Genomic DNA, 23885 nt, shown 5'->3' on the forward strand with positions numbered 1-23885 from the left:
CTGTGGGGAACGGCCTAGAATTGCCCGTGATGACTTCAGACACGCCCGTCAATTCGGAATCTATTCCGGTTGACGACACAGAACTGGTTGCACCGACCAAGGCCGAGCTGCGCGAGCAGACCCGCGGACTGTTCGAAGAACAGGCCCTGCCGTTCCTCGACCAGTTGTACGCGGCCGCCATGCGCATGACCCGCAACCCGTCCGATGCCCAGGACCTCGTGCAGGAGACCTTTGTCAAGGCCTTCGCCGCTTTCGCGCAGTACGAGCAGGGCACCAACCTCAAGGCCTGGCTGTACCGCATCCTCACCAACACCTTCATCAACCAGTACCGCAAGAAGCAGCGTGAGCCCTATCAGGGCACCATTGATGAGCTCGAAGACTGGCAGCTGGGCGGCGCCGAATCGACGACCGCCATGTCGGGACGGTCGGCCGAGGCCGAGGCCATCGACCATCTGCCGGACAGCGCCGTCAAAGAAGCCCTGCAGTCCATTCCCGAAGACTTCCGACTCGCCGTGTACTTCGCCGACGTCGAAGGATTCTCCTACCAGGAGATCGCCGAAATCATGAAAACACCCATTGGCACCGTGATGAGCCGCCTGCACCGTGGCCGGCGACTCCTGCGTGAGCTCTTGGCCGGTTATGCGGCCGAGCGCGGACTAGGCCAGGGACAGAAAACATCCGGGAGCGCAAGCAAATGACCGATTGTGGTTGCGAGAAGGCCAAGGCCGAACTCGAAGAATACCTGCACAACGAACTCCGCAAAGACGATGCGGCCGACATTCAGGAGCACCTGGCGACCTGCACCGACTGCAGCGCCGAACACCTGATCGGACGCACCATGACCGAGGTGATGCAGCGCGCCTGCAAGGAAACCGCGCCCGAAGTTCTGCGCGACCAGGTCCTGCTCAAGCTGCGCGCCCTCCAGGCCTCGCACTAGCTGAGCGCGCACGCTCAATCGCCTGTCGCTGTTCGCTGGTAGGCAAACGGATGCCGCCGCGCTCGCACGCGGGCTGGCCACGCCGCACCCTCGTGGCGCTCGTCATGGATCGTGGCACTCTAGCGCGGGGTGCCGCGAGCGGCGGCGTGACCGCGCGCATCCGCTGACGGCACGTGTTCGTCGCGCCGGCCCCGGTTGCAACCGGCCAGGCGCGGGTCGCAAAGCCGCGCCCGCCGCCGCGCAGAAACACCAATGGAGGGTGACCCCTGGGTCACCCTCCATTTTCACGTGCGGTTACAGCGTGAGCGCCTCGCGCTGCAGCTTGGCCTGCTCGACCGCGTGGCGCTTGGCCGAACCTGCCGCCGGCGAGGCCGACGCGGGACGGGAGAACAGCCGCATGGCGCGCGGGCCGAGCTTGTTGGTCTCCAGGTAGAAGAACGGCCAGGCTCCCTGGTTCTCCGGTTCGTCCTGCACCCAGGCCAGTTCGGCGTTCGGATACTGGGCGGCGACGTTCTTCAGCTCAACGGCGGGCAGCGGGTAGAACTGCTCGACGCGCACGAGGGCAATCTCGGGGTTCGGGTTCTTCTCGAGTTCGTTCAGCAGGTCGTAGTAGATCTTTCCGGCCATGAACAGAACGCGCTTGACGGCGTTCTTGTCGTTCACGCGTGCATCGTCGATGACCGCTTCGAACTTGCCGCTGGTCAATTCAGACACGGCGCTCGTCGCTCCGCGCAGGCGCAGCATCGACTTGGGCGTGAACACGATGAGCGGACGGCGCGGACGCATGTAGGCCTGGCGACGCAGCAGGTGAAAGTACGACGCGGGCGTCGACGGGCGCGCCACGGTCATGTTTTCCTCGGCGCACAGCTGCAGGAATCGTTCGATGCGGGCTGAGGAGTGGTCAGGGCCCTGACCCTCGTAGCCGTGCGGCAGCAGCAGCACAACGGATGACCGCTGGCCCCACTTTTGCTCGGCGGAGGACACAAACTGGTCGATGATGGTCTGCGCACCGTTGGCGAAGTCACCGAACTGGGCTTCCCAGAGCACGAGTGCGTCGGCGCGTTCCACCGAATAGCCGTACTCGAAGCCCATGGCGGCGTATTCGCTCAGCAGCGAGTCGTAGATCCAGAATCGGGCCTGGTTGTCCTTGAGGTTGGCCAGTGGCAGCCATTCCTGGCCGTTCACCCGGTCGTGCAGCACCGCGTGACGCTGCACGAACGTGCCGCGGCGGGCATCCTGTCCGGCAAAACGCACCGGGGTGCCCTCGACCAGCAGCGAGCCGAGCGCGAGCAGTTCGCCGAAGCTCCAGTCGATATTGCCGTTACGGCTCATGTCGAGGCGCTTCTGCAACAGCTGCTGCAGCTTATTGTGCACGGTGAAACCGGCCGGCTTGTTGTTGAATGCATCACCGATGAGCTGGATGACGCTCTCCGGGACACCGGTGGTCTCTGGCTCACCTGCGGCGTCTTCACGGGCCTGAGCTTCAGCCTCGGCCTTGGCCGTGGCGGCCATTTCCGGCGTGATGACCGGGATCGACGCGGTCTGGGCAGCGTGGGTCTCGAGGAAGGCGCGCTCGAGGCGATCCTGGAAGTCGCGGTGGGCGGCTTCGTATTCTTCCTCGGTGATGTCACCACGGCCGACGAGCGCCTCGGTGTACAGCTTGCGCACGCTGCGTTTGGCCTCGACCAGGTTGTACATCAGCGGCTGCGTCATCGAGGGGTCGTCGCCCTCGTTGTGGCCCCGACGGCGGTAGCAGATGAGGTCGACGACGACATCCTTCTTGAATTCCTGGCGGTAGGCGAAGGCTAGCTCGCCGGCGCGTACCACGGCCTCCGGGTCATCCCCGTTGACGTGGAAGATCGGCGCCTGGATGGTCTTGGCGACGTCGGTGGCGTACACGCTGGTGCGGGCATCCTGCGGCAGGGTGGTGAACCCGAGCTGGTTGTTGACCACGATGTGTACGGTTCCGCCGGTGCGGTAGCCGCGCAGCTGGGACATCTGCAGGGTTTCGAGTACGACGCCCTGGCCGGCCATCGCGGCGTCGCCGTGGATGAGGATCGGCAGGGTGGAGAAGGTGCCGATCGGCTTGCGGTCCTGCTTGGCGCGCACGATGCCCTCGAGCACGCCGTCACCGGCCTCGAGGTGCGAGGGGTTCGCGGCCAGCGATACCGGAATCTCGGCGCCGTCTTCACCGCGGAACATGCCCGTGGTGCCGAGGTGGTACTTCACGTCGCCGGAGCCGTGTAAGGTGCGTGGGTCCTGCGTGCCCTCGAACTCGCGGAAGATCTCGCCGTAGGTCTTGCCGGCGATGTTGGTGAGAACGTTCAGGCGGCCACGGTGGGCCATCCCGATCGCGACCTCGTCGAGACCCTGCTCGGCGGCGCCCTGCAAAATGGTGTCCAGTAGCGGAATGGTGCACTCGCCGCCCTCGAGGCTGAAGCGCTTCTGACCGACGTACTTGGTCTGCAGAAACGTTTCGAAGGCTTCGGCCTCGTTGAGCTTGGCCAGAATACGCATCTGCTCGTGGTGGGTGGGCTTGACGTACGACTTCTCGATTTTCTCCTGCACCCACTTGCGCTGGGCCGGGTCCTGAATGTGCATGTACTCGATACCCGTGGTGCGGCAGTACGAGTCACGCAGCACACCGAGAATGTCGCGCAGCAGCATCTGGCGCTTCGCTCCGAAACCGCCGGTCACGAAGGACCGGTCGAGGTCCCAGAACGTGAGCCCGTGGGTGGCGATGTCGAGGTCGGGGTGGCTGCGCTGTGAGTACTCGAGCGGGTCGATGTCGGCCATCAGGTGGCCGCGCACGCGGAACGAGTTGATCAGTTCCTGCACCCGCGCGGTCTTGTCGACGGCGCTCGCGAGGTCGACGCTGATGTCCGGGGCCCAGTGGATCGGGTCGTACGGGATGCGCAGCGCCGAGAAGATCTCTTCGTAGAAGTTGTGCTGGCCGATCAAAAGCTCGTGCACGATCTTGAGGAACTCGCCCGACCCTGCACCCTGGATGACGCGGTGGTCGTAGGTGCTGGTGAGGGTGATGGTCTTTGAGATGGCCAGGCCGGTAAGCGTCTTGACGCTCGAGCCCTGGAATTCGGCCGGGTAGTCGAGGGCGCCGGCGCCGATAATACAGCCCTGGCCCTTCATCAGGCGGGGCACCGAGTGCACGGTGCCGATGCCGCCCGGATTGGTCAGCGACAGGGTCGCTCCGGCGAAGTCGTCGGCCGTGAGCTTGTTTTGGCGGGCGCGAGTGACGAGGTCTTCGTAGGCGGCGAGGTATTCGCCGAAGGTCATCGTGTCGGCACGCTTGATCGCCGGAACCAGCAGGGCGCGGGTGCCGTCGGGCTTGGGCATGTCGATGGCCAGGCCCATGCCGACGTGGGCGGGAGCGACCACAGAGGGCTTGCCGTCGACCTCGTCGTAGTAGACGTTCTGGCTCGGGAACATCTTGAGCGCGCGAATCAGCGCCCAGCCGATCAGGTGGGTGAAACTGACCTTGCCGCCGCGTGCCCGCTTCATGTGGTTGTTCATGACGATGCGGTTGTCGATGAGCAGCTTGGCCGGGATGGTGCGCACGCTTGTCGCGGTCGGCACGGTCAGGCTCGTGACCATGTTGGTCGCGAGTGACTTCGCCATACCGCGCAGCGGAACGACCTTGTCCTGCTTGACCGGCGCTGACTCGTCGGTGACGACGGCCTGCGGGCTGGTGACGGGAGCGTCGGCGGGAACCGGGGCCGGCTTCGGCGCGCTCGAGGTGGTGCGGGCCGTCGGCTGGTTCTCAGTCACCTGAGCTGGCGCTGCCGGTACGGCCGGGGCTGCGGCTGCGGCGGTTGCGGCCGGCGCCGGTGAAACGGATGCTGCTGGCGCTGCTGCGGGGGCAGCATCCGCTGGAATGGGAGTGTTCGCGGTCTGGTTGTAGCTCTCCAACACCGGCCACCACGACTCATCAACCAAGTTCTTGTCGATCAGGAATCGCTCATACAATTCGTCAACGAGCCACTCGTTTGCTCCGAATTCGCCTGACGTTGTCTCGTCAGAAGCTCCACCGGTTACCTGGCTTGACACCGTGGGATCGCCCACTCTCTGCTTTGAATTTGGATGCCCTCGGCAAGGTCCGTTGCCGGGTCATTCTGCGCTTTCATTGAGCCTGTCGCTGACGATCGTGACCGCCAGGTCAGTCTTACTGCCCAGCCTAATCCCATCCCGCGCGACCACTAACACCCTGTCGAACGGCTAGCGTTCTTGGTATGCAGTTCTATGGAACGACGCCCAGCCATGATTTGACTTACTCCGACGTGTTTTTGGTGCCCGGACAATCGGCTGTCACTAGCCGGTTGGATGTCTCCCTGGCACCCAATGACGGTACGGACGCGACGATTCCGATCGTGTCGGCGAATATGAACTCGGTCACCGGGCCACGCCTGGCTGCCTCGCTGGCCCGCCGCGGGGGGCTCGGAGTGCTGCCGCAGGACATGCCGTTGCAGGACCTCGATGCCGCTATTCGCTGGGTCAAAGCCCAATCGGTTCGTTTCGACACGCCGTTCACCTTTGCCCCGGACGATACCGTCGAGATGGCGTTGCGGCAGGTTCCGGCCTCGCCCGGCCAGGGAATCGTCATCCACTCCACCAGCGGAGACTACCTGGGCTGCATCGTCGCCAGCCGGCTGGCGACCGCGCTGCCCGATGCGCGCCTCGGCGATCTGCTGCACGGTGAACTCGCCGCGCTCGACGCCGACGACGTCGAGGGGCCGCGCCGCGCCTTCGACCTGATGACGGAGGCGGACATCGATTTCGCGCCGGTGCTGCACCACGGCACCGTCGTCGGAACGCTCAGCCGCAAGAGCGCCCTGCGCTCCACCCTGTACCAGGCGACACTGGACGCCCGCGGTCGGCTCAAGGTCGCTGCCGCGATCGGCATCAACGGCGACGTCGCCGCCAAGGCCCGCGCCCTCGCCGCCGCCGGCGTCGACATTCTGGTGATCGACACCGCGCACGGCCACCAAGACGGCATGCTGCGTGCCCTCGGCATCGTCGCCGACCTGAACCTCGGGCTGCCGATCGTGGCCGGCAACGTCGTCACCAAGGACGCCGTGCGCGACCTGGTCGGTGCCGGCGCCACGATCGTCAAGGTGGGAGTCGGTCCGGGCGCCATGTGCACCACCCGCATGATGACCGCCGTCGGTCGGCCCCAGTTCTCGGCCGTGCTCGAAACGGCCACCGCGGCCCGTGAGCTCGGCGCGCACGTCTGGGCCGACGGGGGAGTGCGCTACCCGCGGGACGTGGCCCTCGCGCTGGCCGCTGGGGCGGCATCCGTCATGATTGGTTCCTGGTTTGCCGGCACGACCGAGGCGCCAGGAACGCTGAATACGGATGCCCGCGGCGCGCTGTACAAAGAAAGCTGGGGAATGGCCTCGACCAAGGCCGTTCAGGCACGCTTCGATCGCCTCGACGCCTACGACCTCGCCCGTAAGACCCTGTTCGCCGAGGGAATCTCGAGCTCGAAGATCTACCTCGACCCGCTGCGGCCGTCGATCGAGGACCTGCTCGACATGATCACCTCTGGCGTGCGCTCGTCGTTCACCTACGCCGGCGCCACCACCGTCGCCGACTTTCACGAGAAAGCGCTCGTGGGTATTCAGTCGGCGGCCGGGTACGAAGAGGGCAAGGCTCTGCCGGTCTCCTGGTAGATGTGGCCGGGCGCTGCCGGACGGTTCTCGTGCTGCGCTAATGGGTGTGGCCGGGCGCGCAGGCAGGTGCGCCCGGTATACTCGGAGGAATAATGGATGACCCTCCCACCGCTGAACCCTCGCCTGACAAACCCTCGCCCGTGACTGCCGGCGGTGAAATCCTTGTCTGAGCTGATCATGCTCGGGTTCGGCCTCATCCTCACGGTGGGAACGGGCATCTTCGTCGCCAGTGAGTTCGCCCTGGTGAATCTCGATCGCGCCGACCTTGAAGCGCGCCGCGATCGCGGGGAAACCCGTCTCGCCATGACCATCGCGGCGCTGAAAATCACCTCGACCCACCTGTCGAGTGCGCAACTGGGCATCACCCTGACCACGCTGCTGACCGGGTACACGATCGAACCGGCCCTCTCGTCCCTGCTGCGCAGCCCGCTCACCGCGGCCGGGCTGCCGGTTGACCTGGTTCCCGTCTTCGGCACCACGATCGCCATCGTCTCGGCGACCCTCGTGTCGATGGTCATCGGCGAACTGGTCCCGAAGAATTTTGCGCTTGCGTTACCGATTCCGACCGCTCGGCTGGTCATTCCGTTTCAGACCGCGTTCACCGCCGTGTTCAAACCGGCCGTGCTCGTGCTCAACAACAGCGCCAACGGCCTGTTGCGCGCGTTCGGCATCGAACCCAAGGAGGAGCTCTCGGGTGCCCGCACCGCTGAAGAGCTCTCATCGCTCGTACGCCGCTCGGCCAGCGCTGGGCTGCTCGAGAAGGACACCGCGACCCTGCTGCGCCGCACGTTGATGTTCTCCGGACACACCGCCTCCGATGTCATGACTCCGCGCCCGCGGGTCGCGAGTATCCACCGCACCGATTCGGCGCAGGACATCATCGACCTCGCGCGTTCCACCGGTTTTTCCCGGTTCCCGGTCGTCGACGAGAGCGTCGACGACGTCGCGGGTGTCGTGCACGTCAAACAGGCGGTGGCCGTGCCGCGCAATCGGCGAGCGGATGTGCCGGTTTCGGCCCTGCAGACCGACCCGGTTCGCGTTCCCGAAACGATGAAACTCGACGACCTGCTCGGTGAGTTGCGCGGTCGTGGCTACCAGATGGCGATCGTCGTCGACGAATATGGCGGAACCGCCGGCGTCGTCACCCTGGAGGACCTGGTCGAGGAACTGGTCGGCGAGGTCGCCGACGAGCACGACCGGGCCAGGGCCGGCGTCGTGCGCTCCCCCGACTCGCTGACCTTTCCCGGAATGCTGCGGCCGGATGAACTGCTCGATCGTACCGGTGTCGTCGTGCCGGAACAGGGCCCCTACGAGACCGTGGCCGGCTTTGTGATGAGCGAGCTGGGGCGGTTGCCGGTCACCGGCGACCGCGTGCCGGTGCCGGGCGGATTCCTCACCGTTGAGCGTCTGGAAGGGCGTCGCATCGACCGACTGCGTTTCACCCCGGAGGTGGCGCCGGAGCCGGCGGTTCCGCCCGGGCCCAAGACTGATCGAAAGAAGGTGAGCGACAAATGAGCGACTGGGCCGGACTTGCCTGGTTGGTCGTGCTGCTCGCCGCCAACGCCTTCTTCGTCGGAGCGGAATTCGCCGTCATCTCGGCACGTCGTTCCCAGATTGAGCCGCTCGCCGAGGCCGGAAAACGCAGCGCCAAGACCGCGCTCTGGGCGATGGAACACGCAACGCTCATGCTCGCGACCTCGCAGCTGGGCATCACGGTCTGTTCGCTGCTCATTTTGAACGTCTCCGAACCGGCGATCCACCACCTGCTCGAGGTGCCACTGGCCCTGACCGGCCTGCCCGAGGCTCTGATCGGCACGATCGCCTTCATCGTCGCACTGCTGCTGGTCTCGTACCTGCACGTGGTGTTCGGCGAGATGGTACCGAAAAACCTGTCTTTCTCCGTCCCCGACCAGGCCGTGTTGCTGCTTGCCCCGCCGCTCGTGTTCGTCGCCCGCGTTTTTCGTCCGGTGATCGTCACGCTCAACGCCTGCGCGAATGGTGTGCTGCGGCTGTTTGGCGTGCAGCCGAAGAATGAGGCGACCAGCGCGTACACGCTCGACGAGGTAGCCACGATCGTCACGCAGTCCACCAAAGAGGGTGTGCTGAGCGACGGGACCGGCGCGCTGACCGCGGCATTCGAGTTCACCAACCTCAAGGTGCGCGACGTGGCTGTTGGTCTGTCCAAGCTGGTCAGTCTGCCCGAGTCGGCCACCCCGGCCGACGTGGAGAAGGCCGTCACTCGCCACGGGTTCTCCCGGTACGTGCTGGCCGATGCCGAGGGCTATCTCACCGGATACGTGCACCTGAAGGACGTTCTCGACCTCGATATCGCATCGGTCGGGGAAGCAACGCTGGCCGCGCCGGACAGCTACTCGGGGCGGATCCCGGCCAAGCGCATCCGTGCCTTGATCTCAATTTTTGAAGACACCGACCTCGAAGATGCCCTCGCGACCATGCGCCGTTCTGGCGCGCACCTCGCGCGGTCGTTCACCGCCGAGGGCGAAACCACCGGGGTGCTCTTTCTCGAGGACATTATCGAAGAGCTTGTCGGCGAAGTACAGGACGCCACCCGCCGCGAGTAGTTGGCGCAGCTGCGGAACTCGCCCAATTCGCTGGTCGAGCTCGCCGAGACCGCCATAAGACGGCCGTCACCCGTGTAGTTCGCGCGGTGACGGCCGTTTTTTAAGTGGATGCGTTATGCGATACTTCGACGTCGGGCCGCGACGAGCGCGGCTCCGGCCAAGAGCAGCAGCAGCGCGGCGAAGCCCAATGGCGCTGCTGTGAATCCGGTTGACGCGAGTGCCGTGGTGGTGGAGGTCGCGGTGACGGACAGGACAGCATCCGCTGCGGTGTAGGAGAGGTAGGTGACCGTGCCGGTGGCGCTGACCGTCAGGAACGCGACGCGAGACACGATCGAACTGTCAGCGGCCGTGCCCGTCAGGGTCACGGTGTGCTGTCCGGCCGATAGTCCGGTCGGTAGATTCGCGCTGGCTGTGAACGCTCCGGAGCTGTCGATCGTTCCGCCGGCCAGGAGTACCGGGGTGGAGCGCAGAATGATGGTGTAACTCGAACCTTCTTTCAGCCCGGCGCCCGACACGGCCACCAAAGCGCCGGCGACCGTGTCGCCAACGGCCAGGCCGAGATTAAGCGTCAGGGTCGGCGACGAAGGTGCCTCAGGTTCAACCACCACGGCCAGGGGCCATTTCGCGTACACGGTCACATCGTCGGTCGGAGCGACTGAAAAATCAAACTCCGTCGTGAAGTCTGCAGTGGTGAACCAGCCATCAAAGTCTGCATCCGTCGGAACAGGATCGACGGCCAGCTGGCCTGCAATCAAGCGCTGCGCACCGATAGTGCCATGCCCGTTCGACTCAAACGACACGATCGGGTCGATCACGGTGAGATAGTCCGTCCACGCGCCCGACGTAAACCCGCCGTCCACTGCGAACTGCGACAGATAGTGCACCGTCAAGCCCTCAGCGTTACCCAGCGACGGCTCGAGGTTGTCAGCGAAGAGCGTCGGCGCTGCGCCGGCAAACGTCACCGATACGACGGGGGTCCGGTAGAAAATGTTCGCGCCGATGGACTGCATTGAAGCTGGCATGGTGATCGCCGTAAGACCTGCGATGTTTGCGAAAGCATACCCTCCAATGGACTCGAGCCCCTCGTGCAGGGTGACCGAGGTCAGGCCGGTGTTAGCGAACGCCGCGTCGCCGATGTTTTCCACTGACCCTGGAATGTCGAGTAGCGTCAGGAAGCTGTTCGTGTGGAACGCGCTACCGCCGATAGTCGTCACGGACGCCGGAATACTGATCGACGTCAACAAGTTGGATTGAAAGGCTGCGAAACCAATGGTGGTCACGTTCCGGCCGATGGTGACTGCAGTGAGGCTCTTATACGCAAAGGCGCGGTCGCCGATGGCGGTGACCCGGTAGGTCGTGTCCATATCTTCGACCGTGTCAGGAATCTCAACGATCCTCGACGCCGCATCCGTAAGACTGACGGCGGTCGCCGTTCCGTCGCCAGCACTCGTGTCGTACGTGATGCCGTTTGCGGTGGTGAATGCCGTGCAGGGGGTCCACTTCGCGTACAGGATCACATCGTCGGTCGGAGCGACCGAAAAATTAAACTTTGTCGTCAACGCTGCATCGCTGGTCCAGCAGCCGACCTCTTCACCCGTAAAAGTAGGAGCTACAGCCAGCTGGCCTGCAATCAAGCGCTGCGCACCGATAGTGCCATGCCCGTTCGACTCAAACGACACGATCGGGTCGATCACGGTGTTGTAGCCCATCCAGGTCGGCGTCGTAAACCCGCCGGTGGCCCCGAACTGTGACAGATAGTGCACCGTCACAGGCGTAACCGTCACACCCTCATTCCTCAAACCCCAACCCAGCGGCGGATAGCTGGCATTAGAGTCGTCGAGTGTTGTTGGCGCGAGGCCGGCGAAAGTCACCGATACGACTACGCCGTCATAGAAGATGTCCTGCCCGATGTACGTCACTGACGCCGGAATGGTGATAGCCGTCATCGGGTTTTGGCCGAAGGCATAACTGTCAATTTTAATGAGCCCGTCGGAGAGGATTATAGAGCTCAGGTCCTTCCCCATGAACGCGTACTCGCCGATGGCGGTCACCGGGTAGGTCATGCTGTCCTTTAGGACCGTGGCAGGAATCACAACGGTCGTGTCCGACCCGGTATAGCCAATGGCGGTAATCGTTCCGTCACCAGCGCTCGGTCCGTAGACAATGCCGTTCGCGGCGGTGAAGCCTGCCGTCGTGGCCTGTGCCGGTCCGGCGATCAGTGCGATCGAGCTGGCCACGAGTAAACCGACGACGGATGCCGCTAGCATCCGTTTCGACGCCCCTCGCGAAAGGGAAAAACCTACAGACACTGCGACCTCCCGGTAGATGAACGTGACGACTCGGCCACCGGCGGGCGTGGTCGTCAGAGGGTTTCGACACACGCCGAATTTTGAGCCTACTTCGAGCACCCCCCCATTTGCCCAGAGTGGGAGTGCTGGGATTTCGTTACGAACTACTGGGATGGGTGCTTCTGTTCCAGCAAAAGGGATCAGCGGATGGCCGCGCCCGATTCGGCTGGCCGCTACGCCCGTTACCGTAGCGAGCACCCAGATCGGGCGCGCTCGCGGCGGGTCGCAGCGCTCCGACCGCACAAGTCGGCCGTCACCCGCATGATTCACGCGGTGACGGCCGACTTCAGTGGATGCGTTACGCGACGCTCCGACGTCGGGCCGCGACGAGCGCGGCTCCGGCCAGGAGCAGCAGCAGCGCGGCGAAGCCGAGCGGCGCGGCCGTGAATCCGGTTGCCGCGAGCGCTGCGGTGGCAGCATCCGCTGCGGTGTAGGAGAGGTAGGTGACCGTCCCGGTCGCGCTGACCGTCAGGAAGGCAACGCGAGACAGGGAAGAGCCGTCAGTGGCCGTGCCTGTCAGGGTCACGGTGTGTTGTCCGGCCGACAGTCCGGTCGGCAGAACAGCGCTGGCTGTGAACGCTCCGGAGCTGTCGATCGTTCCGCCGGCCAGGAGTACCGGGGTGGAGCGCAGAATGACGGTGTAGTCGGAGCCGGCTTTGAGCCCGGCACCGGACACCGTCACCGGGGCGCCGGCGACGACGTCGCCAACGGCCAGGCCGAGGTCAAGAGTCAGGGTCGGCGACGACGGCGCGACCGGCTCAACAACCGGCTCTCCAATAACCACCGCGGCTACGGGCCACTTCGCGTACACGGTCACGTCGTCGGTCGGAGCGACCGAAAAATCAAACGGCGTCGTGAAGTCTGCCGTGGTGAACCAGCCATCGAAGCCTGCATCCGTGACAGTAGGAGCCGTGGCCCGCTCGCCTGCAACCAAGCGCTGTTTAGCAATCGCGTCGTGCCCGGTGACGTCAAACGACACGATCGGGTCAATCACGGTGTTGTAGCCCATCCAGGTCGGCGTCGTAAACCCATTGGCACGCCCTCCGTCAACTCCGAACGTCGACAGATAGTGCACCGTCAAGCCCTCAGCGTCGCCCAGTGACGGATCGACGTGGCCCGAGTCCGGATTGATGGCGTCAGTGCTCCAGAGTGTCGGCGCTGCGCCGGCGAAAGTCACCGCTACGACGTGGCCGTCCCAGAAGAGGTTCGCGCCAATGGTCTGCACTGACGCCGGAATGGTGATTGCCGTCATCGGGTTTCCCCAGAATGCGTATTGACCAATGCTTTCGAGCCCCTCATGCAGAGTGACCGAGCTCAGGCTAGTGCCACCGAAAGCTGCCTCGCCGATGTGTGTCACTGACGCTGGAATGTCCAGTGACGTTAGAGTACCGCTTGAGCTGAACGCATCGTCTTCGATGGTCTGCACGGACGCCGGAATGATAATAGGCCCGGTCACGGAGTTCCTGCTGAAGGCCATCTGGCCAATGGTTTTCACGTTCTGGCCAATGATGACCCCGGTAAGGCCCCAATATTTAAAGGCCTCGGCCCCGATGGCAGTGACCGTGTACTCCGCGCCCGCTTCTGTGACCGTGTCGGGAATCTCAACGGTCAATGCCGACCCGTCATAGCCAATGGCGGTAATCGTTCCGTCGACGTCGCTGGCACCGTATCGGATGCCGTTTGCAGCGGTAAAGCCCGACGTCGCGGCCTGCGCCGGAGCGGCGATCAGCGCTATCGAGCTGGCCACGAGCAGGCCGACAACGGATGCCGCCAGCATCCGCTTCGACGCTCCTCGCGAAAGAGAAAAAGCTACAGACAATACGACCTCCAAATAGATGACCGTGATGACTCGCCCCCCGGTGGGCGTGGACGTCAGAGGGTTCCGGCCTGCGCCGAATTTTGAGCCTACTTGGGGTGTTACCCACGTCTTCTCTCGGTGGACACTGTGATTGCCGGGAGAACTACTGGGTTTTCGGTCCGCCCGCGTGCAGAGGCTCGCGCCGATCAGTGGATGAGCGCGCCCGATCTGGGTGGCCGCTAGGCCGGTTAACGTAGCGCGCGCCGAGATCGGGAGCGCGAGGACTCCGCGAATTCAACCGTCAGTGGCTGATCAGTCCGCGACCTGAATCCACCGTGGCGCGGATGTCCGAGCCCGAAACGGGTGCGCCCGTGCAAAGTCGACCGGTCGTGGTCTCCCGGGGTGCTCCAACGGACCGGGCGTGTCCGGAAGGCAGCCGCTCGCGGCATCCGTTGGTGTGATCGTGCTGAACCGAAACGACCTATCGTGGAGGCATGGTGAAACCGCGCGGCTGGCTCGAATGGGAGGCCGAACAGGCCCGCGACTGGATCGCGCGGCCCCAGGCCGGAGATGACAAATACTCCCGTGGTGTGCTTGGAGTGCGCACCGGTTCCAAGGACTACCCGGGCGCAGCGGTGCTCGGCGTCGACGCGGCCGTGCGCACCGGCGTCGGCATGGTGCGCTACCTCGGGCCGCGCCGCGCTCAGGACCTGGTCCTGCAGCGCCGCCCCGAGATCGTGACCCTGCCCGGACGGGTACAGGCCTGGCTGCTCGGCTCCGGCATCAACGCCGCCACGAGAACGGATGCCGTCAGCGCTGCCCTCGACAAAGCGCTCGCCGAGGGCCTGCCCACCGTCATCGACGCCGGCGCCCTCGACCTGGTCTCGCACGCAATCGGACCGACAGTCATCACACCGCATGCCGGCGAACTGGCCGCGATGCTCGCGGGCGAGGCCAAGCCGGGCTCAGCCTCGCAGATCGCAGCGAATCCGGGGGAATGGGCCATTCGCGCCGCCCGGCTGTTTGACGTCACGGTGCTGCTCAAGGGAGCAGTCACCCACATTGCCTCACCGGCCGGCGCCCGCCTGACCGTGTCGACCGGGCCGGCCTGGCTCGCGACGGCCGGGTCCGGCGACGTGCTCGGCGGCATTCTCGGGGCGCTGCTCGCGACCCACTCCGACCAGCTCGAAGCGGATGCCGCGTCCCTCGCCCCGCTCGCCGCCACTGCAGCGCTCATCCACGCCGAAGCGGCGAACCTCGCTTCCGCCGGCGGTCCGATCGCGGCCCTGGACGTGGCCGATGCGGTGCCGCGGGCCGTCGCCGCGTTCCTGGACTATGGCAGCGCGCCAGGGGCTCGCGCGGCGCGCTGACCCGCGCCTTGACCCCGCGCGCTGAGCTCGCTCGGCGTGCTGACGTGTGCGCGGCGCGCAGTCGCGATGCCCTTCCGGCGCGCCAGAGCGGAACGCGGGCGAGAAACTCCCGGGTGAGCTGCGCGGGCGGTGTCCCTGGGCCGCCGCCTGTGCGAAGGTAAAGCGTGCGAATTCACGACGAGCCCCACGGGGCAACCGGCGCGCGGCCGGCGCTGCGGCATCCGCTCGCCGCGCTGTGGTCGGCCTTCGTGCTGGTGCACCTGCTGCTGATCACTTTGGCTTTGTTCGGGCCGGGGTATCCGCTCGGCGATGTCGAAGTGGTGTATCGCGGATGGGCCGAGGACGCCGCGGCCGGCAATATCGTCGGCGTCACCGAGAATTTCGTCTACCCGCTGCTCGCGCTCGTACCCGTCGTCGGCGCGCTCGCCCTCGGCGGCCCGGCCTATCTCGGCACCTGGTTTGGGCTAATCACCGTGCTGAACGCCGGGGCATTCTTCGTACTCCTGCGCACACACCGACCCGCGGCGTGGTGGTGGCTGGCATTCCTGGCGTTGCTTGGCCCGATTGCGCTGCTGCGCATCGATGCGGTCACGGTGCCGCTCTGCATCATCGCCCTGCTGGGCCTGCGGCGCCGTCCGCTCTGGGGCACGGTGCTGCTGACCATTGCGGCCTGGATCAAGATCTGGCCGGTGGCCGCCCTCGCCGCCCTGTTTGTGGCGTCCACACTGCGCTGGCGGATGCTCGGGGTCGCCGCAGCCGTCACCGCGGCGGTCGTCGCCGCGGCCGGGGCGCTCAGCCTGGCTCGCGGCAGCGGCATCCACGTGCTGAGTTTCGTGGGCGAGCAGGCGGGCCGGGGGATCCAGATTGAATCACCCATCGCTGTGCCGTGGCTGTGGCAGGCCGTGCTCAACGTGGCCGGCAGCTTCATCTACTACGACCAGCAGATCCTCACCTTTCAAGTCGCCGGCGCTGGCACCGCCGCCGCAAGCGCCGTGATGACTCCGCTGCTCGCGCTCGCCGCCGCCGCCGTGCTGCTGCTCGGAGTGCGGGCCCAGCGGCGGGGAGTCGGCTGGTTGGCGGTCTTTCCGCCGCTGACCCTCGCCCTGACCGTGACCCTCATCGCCGTCAATAAGGTGGGGTCGCCGCAGTTCATCAGTTGGCTGGCCGCACCGATCATTCTCGGGCTCGTGCTGAACGGGCGCGCCTGGCGCACGCCGGCGCTGCTCGCACTCGTGCTCGCCGCCCTCACCCAGCTGGTCTACCCGTACCTCTACGACTGGCTGCTGGTGGCCCATCCCCTCATGATTCTGGTGCTGACCGTGCGCAACCTGCTCGAATTCGTGCTGCTCGGCTGGGCGCTCTTCACGCTGTACCGACTGGGCAGGTCAGGCCGGCCCGCCCGCGACCGTTTCATCCCCAAACCACTCACCATCAAACCACTCATCTAGGGAGCCCCTCATGCTCGTCGCATTCTCTGTCGCACCGTCCGTCGCCGCCGACTCGCAGGGATCCGTGCACGATGCGGTTGCCGCAGCGGTGCGCATCGTCCGCGAATCCGGACTGCCGAATCACACCGACTCCATGTTCACCACCATCGAGGGCGACTGGGATGAAGTCTTCGCCGTGATCAAGGCGGCGACCGAGGCGGTGGGCGCCTTCGGGCCGCGTGTTTCCCTCGTGCTGAAGGCGGACATCCGCCCCGGCCACACCGGAGAGCTGACCGGCAAGCTCGAGCGCCTGGAGACCGCCCTCTCCGAGTGAATCGTCCGCTCCAGCCGGCCTGGGCTTAGGCTTGTTGCATGCCCCTCACTCCTGACGGGTCGACGCAGCTGTCGTCGACCCGTATTCGTCTTGCCCTGCTCGCCCTCGCCCTGGGCGGATTCGGCATCGGCGCGACCGAATTCGTTGCCATGGGTCTGCTGCCGAACCTGGCCGCCGACCTGCTGCCCGGTCTCTATGCTGCGGCGCCGGATGCCGCCAACGCGCAGGTCGGCTGGCTGATCTCGGCTTATGCTCTCGGTGTCGTCGTCGGAGCGCCAACAATCGCGGCCGCGGCGGCCCGTTGGCCGCGCAAACAACTGCTCCTGGCCCTGCTGACCGCGTTCACGCTCGGCACGATCGCCTCGGCCCTGCTGCCGACCTTTGAGACCGTTCTCGTTGCCCGCTTTGTGGCCGGGCTGCCGCACGGCGCCTACTTCGGCATCGCCTCGCTCGTCGCCGCCCGCCTGATGGGCCCCGGCAAACGGGCTCGCGGTATCGCCATCGTGCTCTCCGGGCTGACCATCTCCAACGTCATCGGGGTGCCCACGATCACCTGGATCGGTCAGGTGAGCGGATGGCGAATCGCCTACCTCGTCGTCGCCGCGATCTTCGCGCTCACCTTCGTGGCCGTCGCCGTGTTCGTGCCGTTTCAGGCCGGCAACCCCAAGGCCACCATGCGCGCCGAGCTGCGAGCGTTCAGCCAGTTGCAGGTCTGGATCACGCTCTCGATCGGTGCGATCGGCTTCGGCGGCCTGTTTGCGGTCTACACCTATGTCGCCCCGCTGGTGATCGACATCACCGGGCTCACGGCCGCAGCGGTTCCGCTCATTCTCGTCGTCATCGGCCTCGGCATGACAGTCGGCAACTTCGCCGGGGGAGCGCTGGCCGACTGGAGCGTGCGCCGTACCATGTACATTTCCTTCGCCGTGCTGATCGCTGCCCTCGTCACGCTCGGTCTCTCTGCGCAGTCGCTAATCGGGTTGGTGATCGGCATGTTCTTCATCGGTGCGGCGGCATCCGCTCTCTCGCCGACCATTCAGGCCCGACTGATGGACGTCGCGCACGAGAGTCAGTCGCTCGCGGCGGCGCTCAACCATTCCTCGCTCAACGTCGGTAACGCCCTCGGCGCGGCCCTCGGCGGCGTGGCCATCGCCGCTGGGCTCGGCTACCTGGCCCCGGTCTGGATCGGTGTCGCCCTGAGCGCGCTCGGCGTGCTGCTGACCCTGCTCACCTTCAGCATCGACCGTCGGCGCCGCCTGCGGGGCCAGCACGTGCCCTACGGCACGCAGCTGATCCCGGTCGTCCGCAAGGGTTGACGTCGGCGCGTGCCTGCCGGCATCCACTCAATCGAAGCCGCGTTAATAAACGAACCGGCCCGCATTTCGAAAAATGGAGCCGGTCGGTAAATGAACGTCAGTCCGTCTGCAGCAGGATGCCGTCGTGGATGGCGCGCTTGCGCAGCGCGACCTTGGTACCCACGTCGTACCCGGCGAGGCGGTACTTCTCGCGAATGCGCTTCAGGTAGCTCTTGGCGGTCTCCTCGGAGATCCCGAGCTGGTAGGCGACGGCCTTCACCGGCTCACCGGCGCCGTAGAGCGCCATGACGCGGCGTTCCTGGGCGCTGAGGCGGGGACCTTCAACGTTCTCGGTCGAGTTGAGCGCGTAGTCGAGCTCAGCGGAGATGTAGGACTTGCCGTTGTAGGCAGCACGAATGGCATCGACGATCATGCTCGCTTCCTCGCTCTTTACGAGGTAGCCGAGGGCGCCAGCGGCGAGGGCTTCGCGCACGAGAGCCGGCTCGGAGTAGGTGCTCATGAGCACCGTCTTCACCCCGGTCGTCTTGAGCGTGGAGATCTTCAGGGACACCGGAATATTGTCCTTGAGATCGAGGTCGAGCAGCACGACGTCCACCGGAAACTCGGGGTGGGTCAGCAACTCGGGCCAGGTCGTCACCGCCGCGACCATCTCGATGTCGTCAGCGGCGCTTCGAATCCACTCGGTGAGCGCCCCCAGGAGCATCTTGTGGTCGTCAACAAGGGCCAAGCGGATGGGACGGGGTGTCGTCGTCATGTGTTGCCTCCTAATGAGTGCACCTTATCGTCTATATCCCCGATACTAAGCATCAGCTGGATTGTCCACACTGCACTCGATGTCTACCCGCAAGCTTCCGGCCCAATTGGAGTCCACGTGCGGACCAACCGCACGAATCGCCTGCCAGGTTTCGGGATCGACACGCCGCCGCGATACCCCAGTTGTGGTCAATTCAATCGGAAAACGCACCCGGTGGTGCAGCCCCACCCTATGTGTGGGGGCAATCGGTCCGAACCGCAGTGAAACGGATGCTCCCGATCGCTGGGTATCCCCCAACAGCAGCCAAATCGTCAGGAGCAGCCCGTCACGTTGGGTCGGCGATAACAGCCCGGCCAGCCCGGCCGGGTCGCTCAGGGCAACGACGGGGCCCAGAAACTCGCTCTCCGTGATCGCGTGGTGCAGCCAGGTTTCGGTGCGGCCCTCGATCAGGTGCACGCGCAACTGGGTGGCGAGCGATGCAGCCGTCGTGGCCGTCGACGCGGCCAACGGAAGCGCTGTGCGTCCCTGGGCCACATCGTCGAGCAGGGTCTCCGCATCGAGGTCGAGTCGGGCCAGCTGCTCCGAGGCGAGCATGCCGACCGCGAACCGCGGCTGGGACACGGTGCTCTGCACGAGCACGAGGTCGAGCTCGCGCTGAACCATGCGCCGAAACGCTTGCACAATGCTTGCGCCGACCACCGGCGGAACGACAGCCAGGGAGATCGAAAGAATATCCGGCCCGAGGGTCAGAACGCCGCTACGCTCCTCAAACAGCGTCGTCCCGCCCATGGCGACGCCGAGGGCGAGCGCCGCCAGGGTGATATCGCGGGACCTCCGGAGAGTGACGATCGACAGGAGGAAGGCCCCGATGGCCGGGGCCGCGGTGGGGAAGGCCGACGTGCCAGGAATTCCCCACGACCCAGCCAGGTCGAGCGCGCCCACGATCGCGCAGGCGCCGAGTGCGATCAAAAACAGCCACAGCGGCAATCGAGATTCCAGCCTGTGCACCGCCAGGTTCACCCCGACGGCGGTCGCCGCGAGCAGCAGCCAGGCCGCGATGCTCAGAACGGGGGTGGGAGTCTGGCCCCACTCGAGCGCCAGCCGCGCCAGCAAAAACACGGCGATGACGGCCCCACTGATGCTCATCCCGATACCGAGGTGGCGGGCACCCAAACCGTTTTGATCCGAGCGGAAGACCGTGAAATGACCGTCACCACGCAGGCTCGACCGCGGAAACCGCAGCGGCGACAGTGCCGCTCTGGTCGTTTGGCCAGCGGCTGATGTCGCCCAGCTTCGCTCGTCCGGTGCGCCCAGCAGGCGCGCACCCACACCGCGCGTGCGAACGATATCAATGGGTGCGGTGTCGCTCAGTGGACTCATTTGGGAACCTCAAGAACAACCGTCGTTCCGGCACCCGGCGAGGAAAACAGGCGCGCGTTGCCCCCCACGTCACGCAACCGGGCGATGACCGATTCGGCGACGCCGAGCCGTTCCGAGCCGACCTGGCCGAGGTCGAAGCCGACCCCGGTGTCGGTGATCATCGCGCGAACGGTGGTGTCGTCATCCGTTATCGTCACGTCGGCATGGTCGACACCGGCGTGACGGCGCACGTTCTCGAGACACTCAGACAGTGCGAGCAGAAAGGAATCGAGCACGTTGGTGGGCAACTGCACCTGCCCGCTGCCGTGCCAGTTGACGGTCAGGCCGACACGCTCGAAGCGCTGACGCACCGCTGCGAGCGTGTCGCCAAGGGTCAGCACCGACGCCGGTTCGAGGGTATACCCACCGGAACGACTCGGAGTCGGCAGGCCACCGAGCCGCAACTGACGCAGGAGCCGCGCATCGTCCCCGGCCTGTTTCTGCAGGGCGGCCGGGCTCACTCCGACGCCGGAATGGGCCAGCAGGGTCAGCGTCGCGAGCACCGTATCGTGCAGCAACCGGGCGTCCTGTCGGCGTTGCGCCTCCAGTTCGCTCGCGTGCCGTTCGGCGCGGTGGGCACGCCCGATCGCGGCGATTCGGTGCATCACGCGGGGGACGCTTTGCGCGATCCACCAGGAGGCGAGCGTGAAGGAGAGCCATATAGTCACCGTCAGGGTGAGCAGAATGACCCGGTCGGCGGCGTCCACCGTCACGACGGCGACGGTCGCGACGGTCAGCGCGAAGCAGGCGCCGAGCAGCAGCAGCCGGCGCGCGCTCGTGATCAGTACCGCCGCGATCGCGCACATGGGCGCGGTCGCCACCATGCCGATCACGCTTTCCTCGATCAGGTTGGGTGGAACTCCGGGGTGGCTCGCGAAGCCCACGATCAGGATCGTTCCTTCCCCGCACAGCACGATCAGCACCGCCCAGCGCAGGGCGCCGGTGCTGCCGAGCAGGTACTGCGCGGCCGCGAGCAGCAGGACGAGCGCCACCGCCGCAATGCGCGCGTCTCCGGTAACGCCACCGGGTACGAACAAGCACGCCAGCGTCGTGGCCGAGCCGGTCAGCCCGGCCGCCTGCACCGCTCTGCGAAGGAGCCGGTCTCGCTCCTTGAGGATGCGTTGCATGGGTGCCTGTCTGGTGGGAGATGAACATGTCTATCTGCACCATACCGGGCGGGACGCCGGAGAGTTCTCCCTAGTCCAACACCCGCCGTATTTGGGCGCCGATCGCTTCGTTTTCGATGAGGAAGCCATCGTGACCATACCCGGATTCCAGCACCACAGCGGTGGGGCCATCGATATTGTTCGGCAGGTGGGCGGCGATGGTGCGCTGGCCGTCGACTGGGAACAGTCGGTCACTGTCGATACCGACGACAACGGACCGGGCGGTGACCCGGCCGAGGGCGGTCGCCACACCGCCGCGGCCGCGCCCGACATCGTGGGAATTCATGGCTTCGACCAACACGATGTAGCTGTTGGCGTCGAAGCGCCTGGTGAATTTATTCCCGTGAAAGTCAAGATACGATTCCACTGCGAAGCGACCGTTGGCGCCGAGCGGACTGATATCGCTCTGCCAGCCCCGCGCGAAGCGTGCGTTGAGTTCGGCTGGGCTGCGGTAGTTCAACAGGGCCATGCGGCGGGCGAGGGCCAGCCCGCGCGTCGGTCCGTCACCATCTGCTTCATCGTAATAATCGCCGGCCCGAAAGGCCGGGTCGGTGCGAATCGCCTCGATCTGAACCGAGTTGACGGCGATCTGATCGGCCGTGGTGATTGGCGGCGCGGCCAAAATGATCAGGCGCTCGACCCGCTCGGGGGTGATGATCGCCCATTCCAAGGCGTGCATGCCGCCCATTGACCCGCCGATCACGGCCGCCCAGCGGCCGATACCGAGCCAGTCGCTGAAAACGCGCTGCGCGCTGACCTGGTCGCGAATTGTGAGATAGGGAAAACGGATGCCCCACTCCAGACCGTCCGGAGCCAGCGATGCCGGCCCGGTGCTGCCCTGGCAGCCGCCGAGCATGTTCGGCGCCACGACGAACCACCGGTCGGTGTCGATGGCGAGGCCCGGTCCGACGATGCCGTCCCACCAGCCACCGGTCTCCTGGCCGGGGCCGGGGGTGCCGGCCAGGTGGCTGTCACCGGTGAGCGCGTGCAGCACGAGCACGGCATTGTCTCCGGCCGGGTTGAGGGTGCCCCAGGTCTCGTAGGCGAGCCGCACCATGGGGAGGCTGCCGCCGGCCTCAAAGCTCAGCGGGCCGAGATGGGCGAATTGCCGGTTTCCCACCGGGTCACCGTCACGCCAGGCACCGGTCGCCGGAGGCTTGCCGAGGAGCGAGCGCGCCTGGGCTTCGGTGATGAAGCTCGACGGGACCGTGTCTGCTGATGATTGCCATTCCATACCCGTCCATTCTGTCGGTCGAATGGACGGCCCGGGCGCATGTTACGTTGTGCGCCCGGGCCCAGCGACCCGGTCAGGCGTCGGCGCGGTCGCGCTTGACGACGGCGCGGGCCGCGGCGAGGCCAGCCTCGAGGTCGGCTTTCAGGTCAACCACGTTTTCGATTCCGACCGAGAGCCGCACCAGTCCCGGGGTGACGCCGGCGGTGAGCTGCTGCTCCGGGGTGAGCTGGGCGTGCGTGGTCGAGGCCGGGTGAATGACCAGGGAACGCACGTCGCCGATGTTGGCGAGGTGGCTGAACAGGCTCAGATTGTCGACGAGGGCGCGGCCGGCGGCGACTCCGCCCTTGAGTTCGAAGGAGAGCACCGCTCCGACGCCGAGCGGGGCGTACTTGTTGGCGTTGGTGTACCAGGGGCTCGAGGGCAGGCCGGCGTAGTTCACCGAGGCGATGTCGTCGTGGTTGTCGAGCCACTCGGCGATGTCTTGGGCATTCTGCACGTGGCGTTCGATGCGCAGGCTGAGCGTCTCGATGCCTTGGATGAGCTGCCAGGCGCTCGCCGGGGCGATGGCGCTTCCGAGGTCACGCAGCAGCTGCACGCGAGCCTTGATGACGTAGGCGATTCCGTCACCGACCGCGGTGGTGTAGCTCGCGCCGTGGTATGAGGGGTCGGGTTCGGTCAGTCCGGGGAACTTCTCCACGTTCTTCGACCACTCGAACTTGCCACCGTCGACGAGAACCCCGCCGATGACGGCGCCGTGGCCGCCGAGGAATTTCGTGGCCGAGTGCACGATGATGTCGGCGCCGTGCTCGAACGGGCGAATCAGGTACGGCGTCGCGATCGTGTTATCGACGATCAGCGGAATTCCCGCAGCGTGGGCGATATCCGCGACCAGCGTGATGTCGAGTACGTTGATGCGCGGGTTGCCGATGGTTTCGGCGAAGAACAGCTTGGTGTTCGGGCGCACCGCACGGGCCCACTCGGCCGCGTCATCCTGGTCCTCGACGAAGGTCGTTTCGATGCCGAGCTTGGCCAGGGTGTACTTGAACAGGTTGTAGGTGCCGCCATAGATCGAGCTCGACGAGACAATGTGGTCGCCGGCCTGGGCGATGTTCAACACCGCAAAAGTGGACGCCGACTGTCCGCTGGACAGCAGCAGCGCCGCGGTGCCCCCCTCGAGTGCGGCCACGCGCTCCTCGACGACGGCCTGGGTGGGGTTCTGGATGCGGGTGTAGATGTTGCCGAATTCGGCCAGCGCAAACAGGTTCTGGGCGTGCTCGGCGCTGTTGAAGACATACGAGGTGGTCTGGTAGATCGGCGTCGCCCGAGCGTTGGTGGTCGGGTCCGGGTGTGCTCCGGTGTGAACCTGCTTGGTCTCAAACTTCCACGATGAAGAATTGTCGGTCACGATAGCCTCCGGATCACTCGGCGCGGACTTTCCAGCGCTCTGGCCACGAGCATATGGAGCAGGTGTGAACCCTGCAACGGATGCCGCAACACGGCGTCATCTTCTGCC

The 23885-nt window shown here is 65.7% G+C and carries 17 protein-coding genes; 9 read left to right on the top strand and 8 right to left on the bottom strand.

Annotated features, from left to right (window positions below; all coding sequences use genetic code 11):
• Window positions 1–29 precede the first annotated feature (29 nt).
• Window positions 30–698, top strand: coding sequence for a sigma-70 family RNA polymerase sigma factor (locus tag E3T46_RS15725; RefSeq protein WP_092451332.1), 669 nt, complete (start codon window positions 30–32; stop codon window positions 696–698).
• A complete protein-coding gene (locus tag E3T46_RS15730) occupies window positions 695–937 on the top strand; it encodes a zf-HC2 domain-containing protein (protein ID WP_092451330.1) in 243 nt (80 codons plus the stop codon). Before E3T46_RS15725 ends, E3T46_RS15730 begins: the two co-directional genes overlap by 4 nt.
• Window positions 938–1231: 294 nt before the next feature.
• Here E3T46_RS15730 and E3T46_RS15735 read toward each other — a convergent pair whose 3' ends face one another.
• A complete protein-coding gene (locus E3T46_RS15735) occupies window positions 1232–5002 on the bottom strand; it encodes a multifunctional oxoglutarate decarboxylase/oxoglutarate dehydrogenase thiamine pyrophosphate-binding subunit/dihydrolipoyllysine-residue succinyltransferase subunit (RefSeq protein WP_134579318.1) in 3771 nt (1256 codons plus the stop codon).
• A 182-nt stretch (window positions 5003–5184) separates the two neighbouring features.
• Between E3T46_RS15735 and E3T46_RS15740 the strand changes: the two genes are divergently transcribed.
• The 3 genes from E3T46_RS15740 to E3T46_RS15750 all read left to right on the top strand — a co-directional run bounded on the left by E3T46_RS15740 (window position 5185) and on the right by E3T46_RS15750 (window position 9206).
• A complete protein-coding gene (locus E3T46_RS15740) occupies window positions 5185–6624 on the top strand; it encodes a GuaB1 family IMP dehydrogenase-related protein (protein ID WP_134579262.1) in 1440 nt (479 codons plus the stop codon).
• A gap of 162 nt (window positions 6625–6786) precedes the next feature.
• Complete coding sequence (locus E3T46_RS15745; RefSeq protein ID WP_241980836.1) at window positions 6787–8139, top strand: hemolysin family protein; 1353 nt, start codon at window positions 6787–6789, stop codon at window positions 8137–8139.
• Complete coding sequence (locus E3T46_RS15750; RefSeq protein ID WP_134441758.1) at window positions 8136–9206, top strand: hemolysin family protein; 1071 nt, start codon at window positions 8136–8138, stop codon at window positions 9204–9206. The genes E3T46_RS15745 and E3T46_RS15750 overlap by 4 nt, the downstream gene beginning before the upstream one ends.
• A gap of 113 nt (window positions 9207–9319) precedes the next feature.
• Here E3T46_RS15750 and E3T46_RS15755 read toward each other — a convergent pair whose 3' ends face one another.
• Both E3T46_RS15755 and E3T46_RS15760 read right to left on the bottom strand, forming a co-directional pair.
• A complete protein-coding gene (locus tag E3T46_RS15755) occupies window positions 9320–11473 on the bottom strand; it encodes a leucine-rich repeat protein (protein WP_166790305.1) in 2154 nt (717 codons plus the stop codon).
• A gap of 379 nt (window positions 11474–11852) precedes the next feature.
• A complete protein-coding gene (locus E3T46_RS15760; protein WP_134579264.1) occupies window positions 11853–13373 on the bottom strand; it encodes a leucine-rich repeat protein in 1521 nt (506 codons plus the stop codon).
• Between the two features lie 473 nt (window positions 13374–13846).
• On the opposite strand from E3T46_RS15760, the gene E3T46_RS15765 reads away from it, so the two are divergent.
• The 4 genes from E3T46_RS15765 (at window position 13847) to E3T46_RS15780 (ending at window position 17799) form a co-directional block, all read left to right on the top strand.
• Complete coding sequence (locus E3T46_RS15765; RefSeq protein WP_134579265.1) at window positions 13847–14722, top strand: ADP/ATP-dependent (S)-NAD(P)H-hydrate dehydratase; 876 nt, start codon at window positions 13847–13849, stop codon at window positions 14720–14722.
• Between the two features lie 164 nt (window positions 14723–14886).
• Window positions 14887–16170: a glycosyltransferase 87 family protein gene (locus E3T46_RS15770; protein ID WP_241980830.1), complete on the top strand. Its 1284-nt coding sequence runs from the start codon at window positions 14887–14889 to the stop codon at window positions 16168–16170.
• 10 nt (window positions 16171–16180) lie between these two features.
• Window positions 16181–16483, top strand: coding sequence for a thiamine-binding protein (locus E3T46_RS15775; protein WP_104132783.1), 303 nt, complete (start codon window positions 16181–16183; stop codon window positions 16481–16483).
• A gap of 38 nt (window positions 16484–16521) precedes the next feature.
• The gene (locus E3T46_RS15780) at window positions 16522–17799 is read left to right on the top strand and encodes an MFS transporter (RefSeq protein WP_134579266.1); all 1278 of its coding nucleotides are present in this window, start codon (window positions 16522–16524) and stop codon (window positions 17797–17799) included.
• A gap of 97 nt (window positions 17800–17896) precedes the next feature.
• Here the strand turns inward: E3T46_RS15780 and E3T46_RS15785 are convergent, their stop codons facing one another.
• From E3T46_RS15785 to E3T46_RS15805, 5 genes are all read right to left on the bottom strand, one after another.
• Window positions 17897–18553: a response regulator transcription factor gene (locus E3T46_RS15785; RefSeq protein ID WP_134579267.1), complete on the bottom strand. Its 657-nt coding sequence runs from the start codon at window positions 18551–18553 to the stop codon at window positions 17897–17899.
• A gap of 45 nt (window positions 18554–18598) precedes the next feature.
• Window positions 18599–19933, bottom strand: a complete 1335-nt coding sequence (locus E3T46_RS15790; protein WP_134579268.1) for a hypothetical protein — start codon at window positions 19931–19933, stop codon at window positions 18599–18601.
• The gene (locus tag E3T46_RS15795) at window positions 19930–21099 is read right to left on the bottom strand and encodes an ATP-binding protein (RefSeq protein WP_134579269.1); all 1170 of its coding nucleotides are present in this window, start codon (window positions 21097–21099) and stop codon (window positions 19930–19932) included. Before E3T46_RS15795 ends, E3T46_RS15790 begins: the two co-directional genes overlap by 4 nt.
• A 70-nt stretch (window positions 21100–21169) precedes the next feature.
• Window positions 21170–22372 carry a homoserine O-acetyltransferase gene (locus E3T46_RS15800; RefSeq protein WP_134579270.1) on the bottom strand — a complete coding sequence of 401 codons (1203 nt, stop codon included), beginning with the start codon at window positions 22370–22372 and terminating at the stop codon, window positions 21170–21172.
• 73 nt (window positions 22373–22445) lie between these two features.
• A complete protein-coding gene (locus E3T46_RS15805) occupies window positions 22446–23777 on the bottom strand; it encodes a bifunctional o-acetylhomoserine/o-acetylserine sulfhydrylase (protein ID WP_134579271.1) in 1332 nt (443 codons plus the stop codon).
• Window positions 23778–23885: the final 108 nt, after the last annotated feature.

Source organism: Cryobacterium sp. Hh11, from assembly GCF_004404045.1.
GTDB classification, from domain to species: domain Bacteria; phylum Actinomycetota; class Actinomycetes; order Actinomycetales; family Microbacteriaceae; genus Cryobacterium; species Cryobacterium levicorallinum.

Excerpts from the sequence above, each read along its gene's own strand:
- E3T46_RS15800 (WP_134579270.1), bottom strand. The coding sequence starts at position 22,372 with ATGGAATGGCAATCATCAGCAGACACGGTCCCGTCGAGCTTCATCACC.
- E3T46_RS15795 (WP_134579269.1), bottom strand. The coding sequence starts at position 21,099 with ATGCAACGCATCCTCAAGGAGCGAGACCGGCTCCTTCGCAGAGCGGTG.
- E3T46_RS15750 (WP_134441758.1), top strand. The coding sequence starts at position 8,136 with ATGAGCGACTGGGCCGGACTTGCCTGGTTGGTCGTGCTGCTCGCCGCC.
- E3T46_RS15740 (WP_134579262.1), top strand. The coding sequence starts at position 5,185 with ATGCAGTTCTATGGAACGACGCCCAGCCATGATTTGACTTACTCCGAC.
- E3T46_RS15785 (WP_134579267.1), bottom strand. The coding sequence starts at position 18,553 with ATGACGACGACACCCCGTCCCATCCGCTTGGCCCTTGTTGACGACCAC.
- E3T46_RS15730 (WP_092451330.1), top strand. The coding sequence starts at position 695 with ATGACCGATTGTGGTTGCGAGAAGGCCAAGGCCGAACTCGAAGAATAC.
- E3T46_RS15765 (WP_134579265.1), top strand. The coding sequence starts at position 13,847 with ATGGTGAAACCGCGCGGCTGGCTCGAATGGGAGGCCGAACAGGCCCGC.
- E3T46_RS15725 (WP_092451332.1), top strand. The coding sequence starts at position 30 with ATGACTTCAGACACGCCCGTCAATTCGGAATCTATTCCGGTTGACGAC.
- E3T46_RS15790 (WP_134579268.1), bottom strand. The coding sequence starts at position 19,933 with ATGAGTCCACTGAGCGACACCGCACCCATTGATATCGTTCGCACGCGC.
- E3T46_RS15775 (WP_104132783.1), top strand. The coding sequence starts at position 16,181 with ATGCTCGTCGCATTCTCTGTCGCACCGTCCGTCGCCGCCGACTCGCAG.
- E3T46_RS15755 (WP_166790305.1), bottom strand. The coding sequence starts at position 11,473 with ATGCTAGCGGCATCCGTCGTCGGTTTACTCGTGGCCAGCTCGATCGCA.
- E3T46_RS15780 (WP_134579266.1), top strand. The coding sequence starts at position 16,522 with ATGCCCCTCACTCCTGACGGGTCGACGCAGCTGTCGTCGACCCGTATT.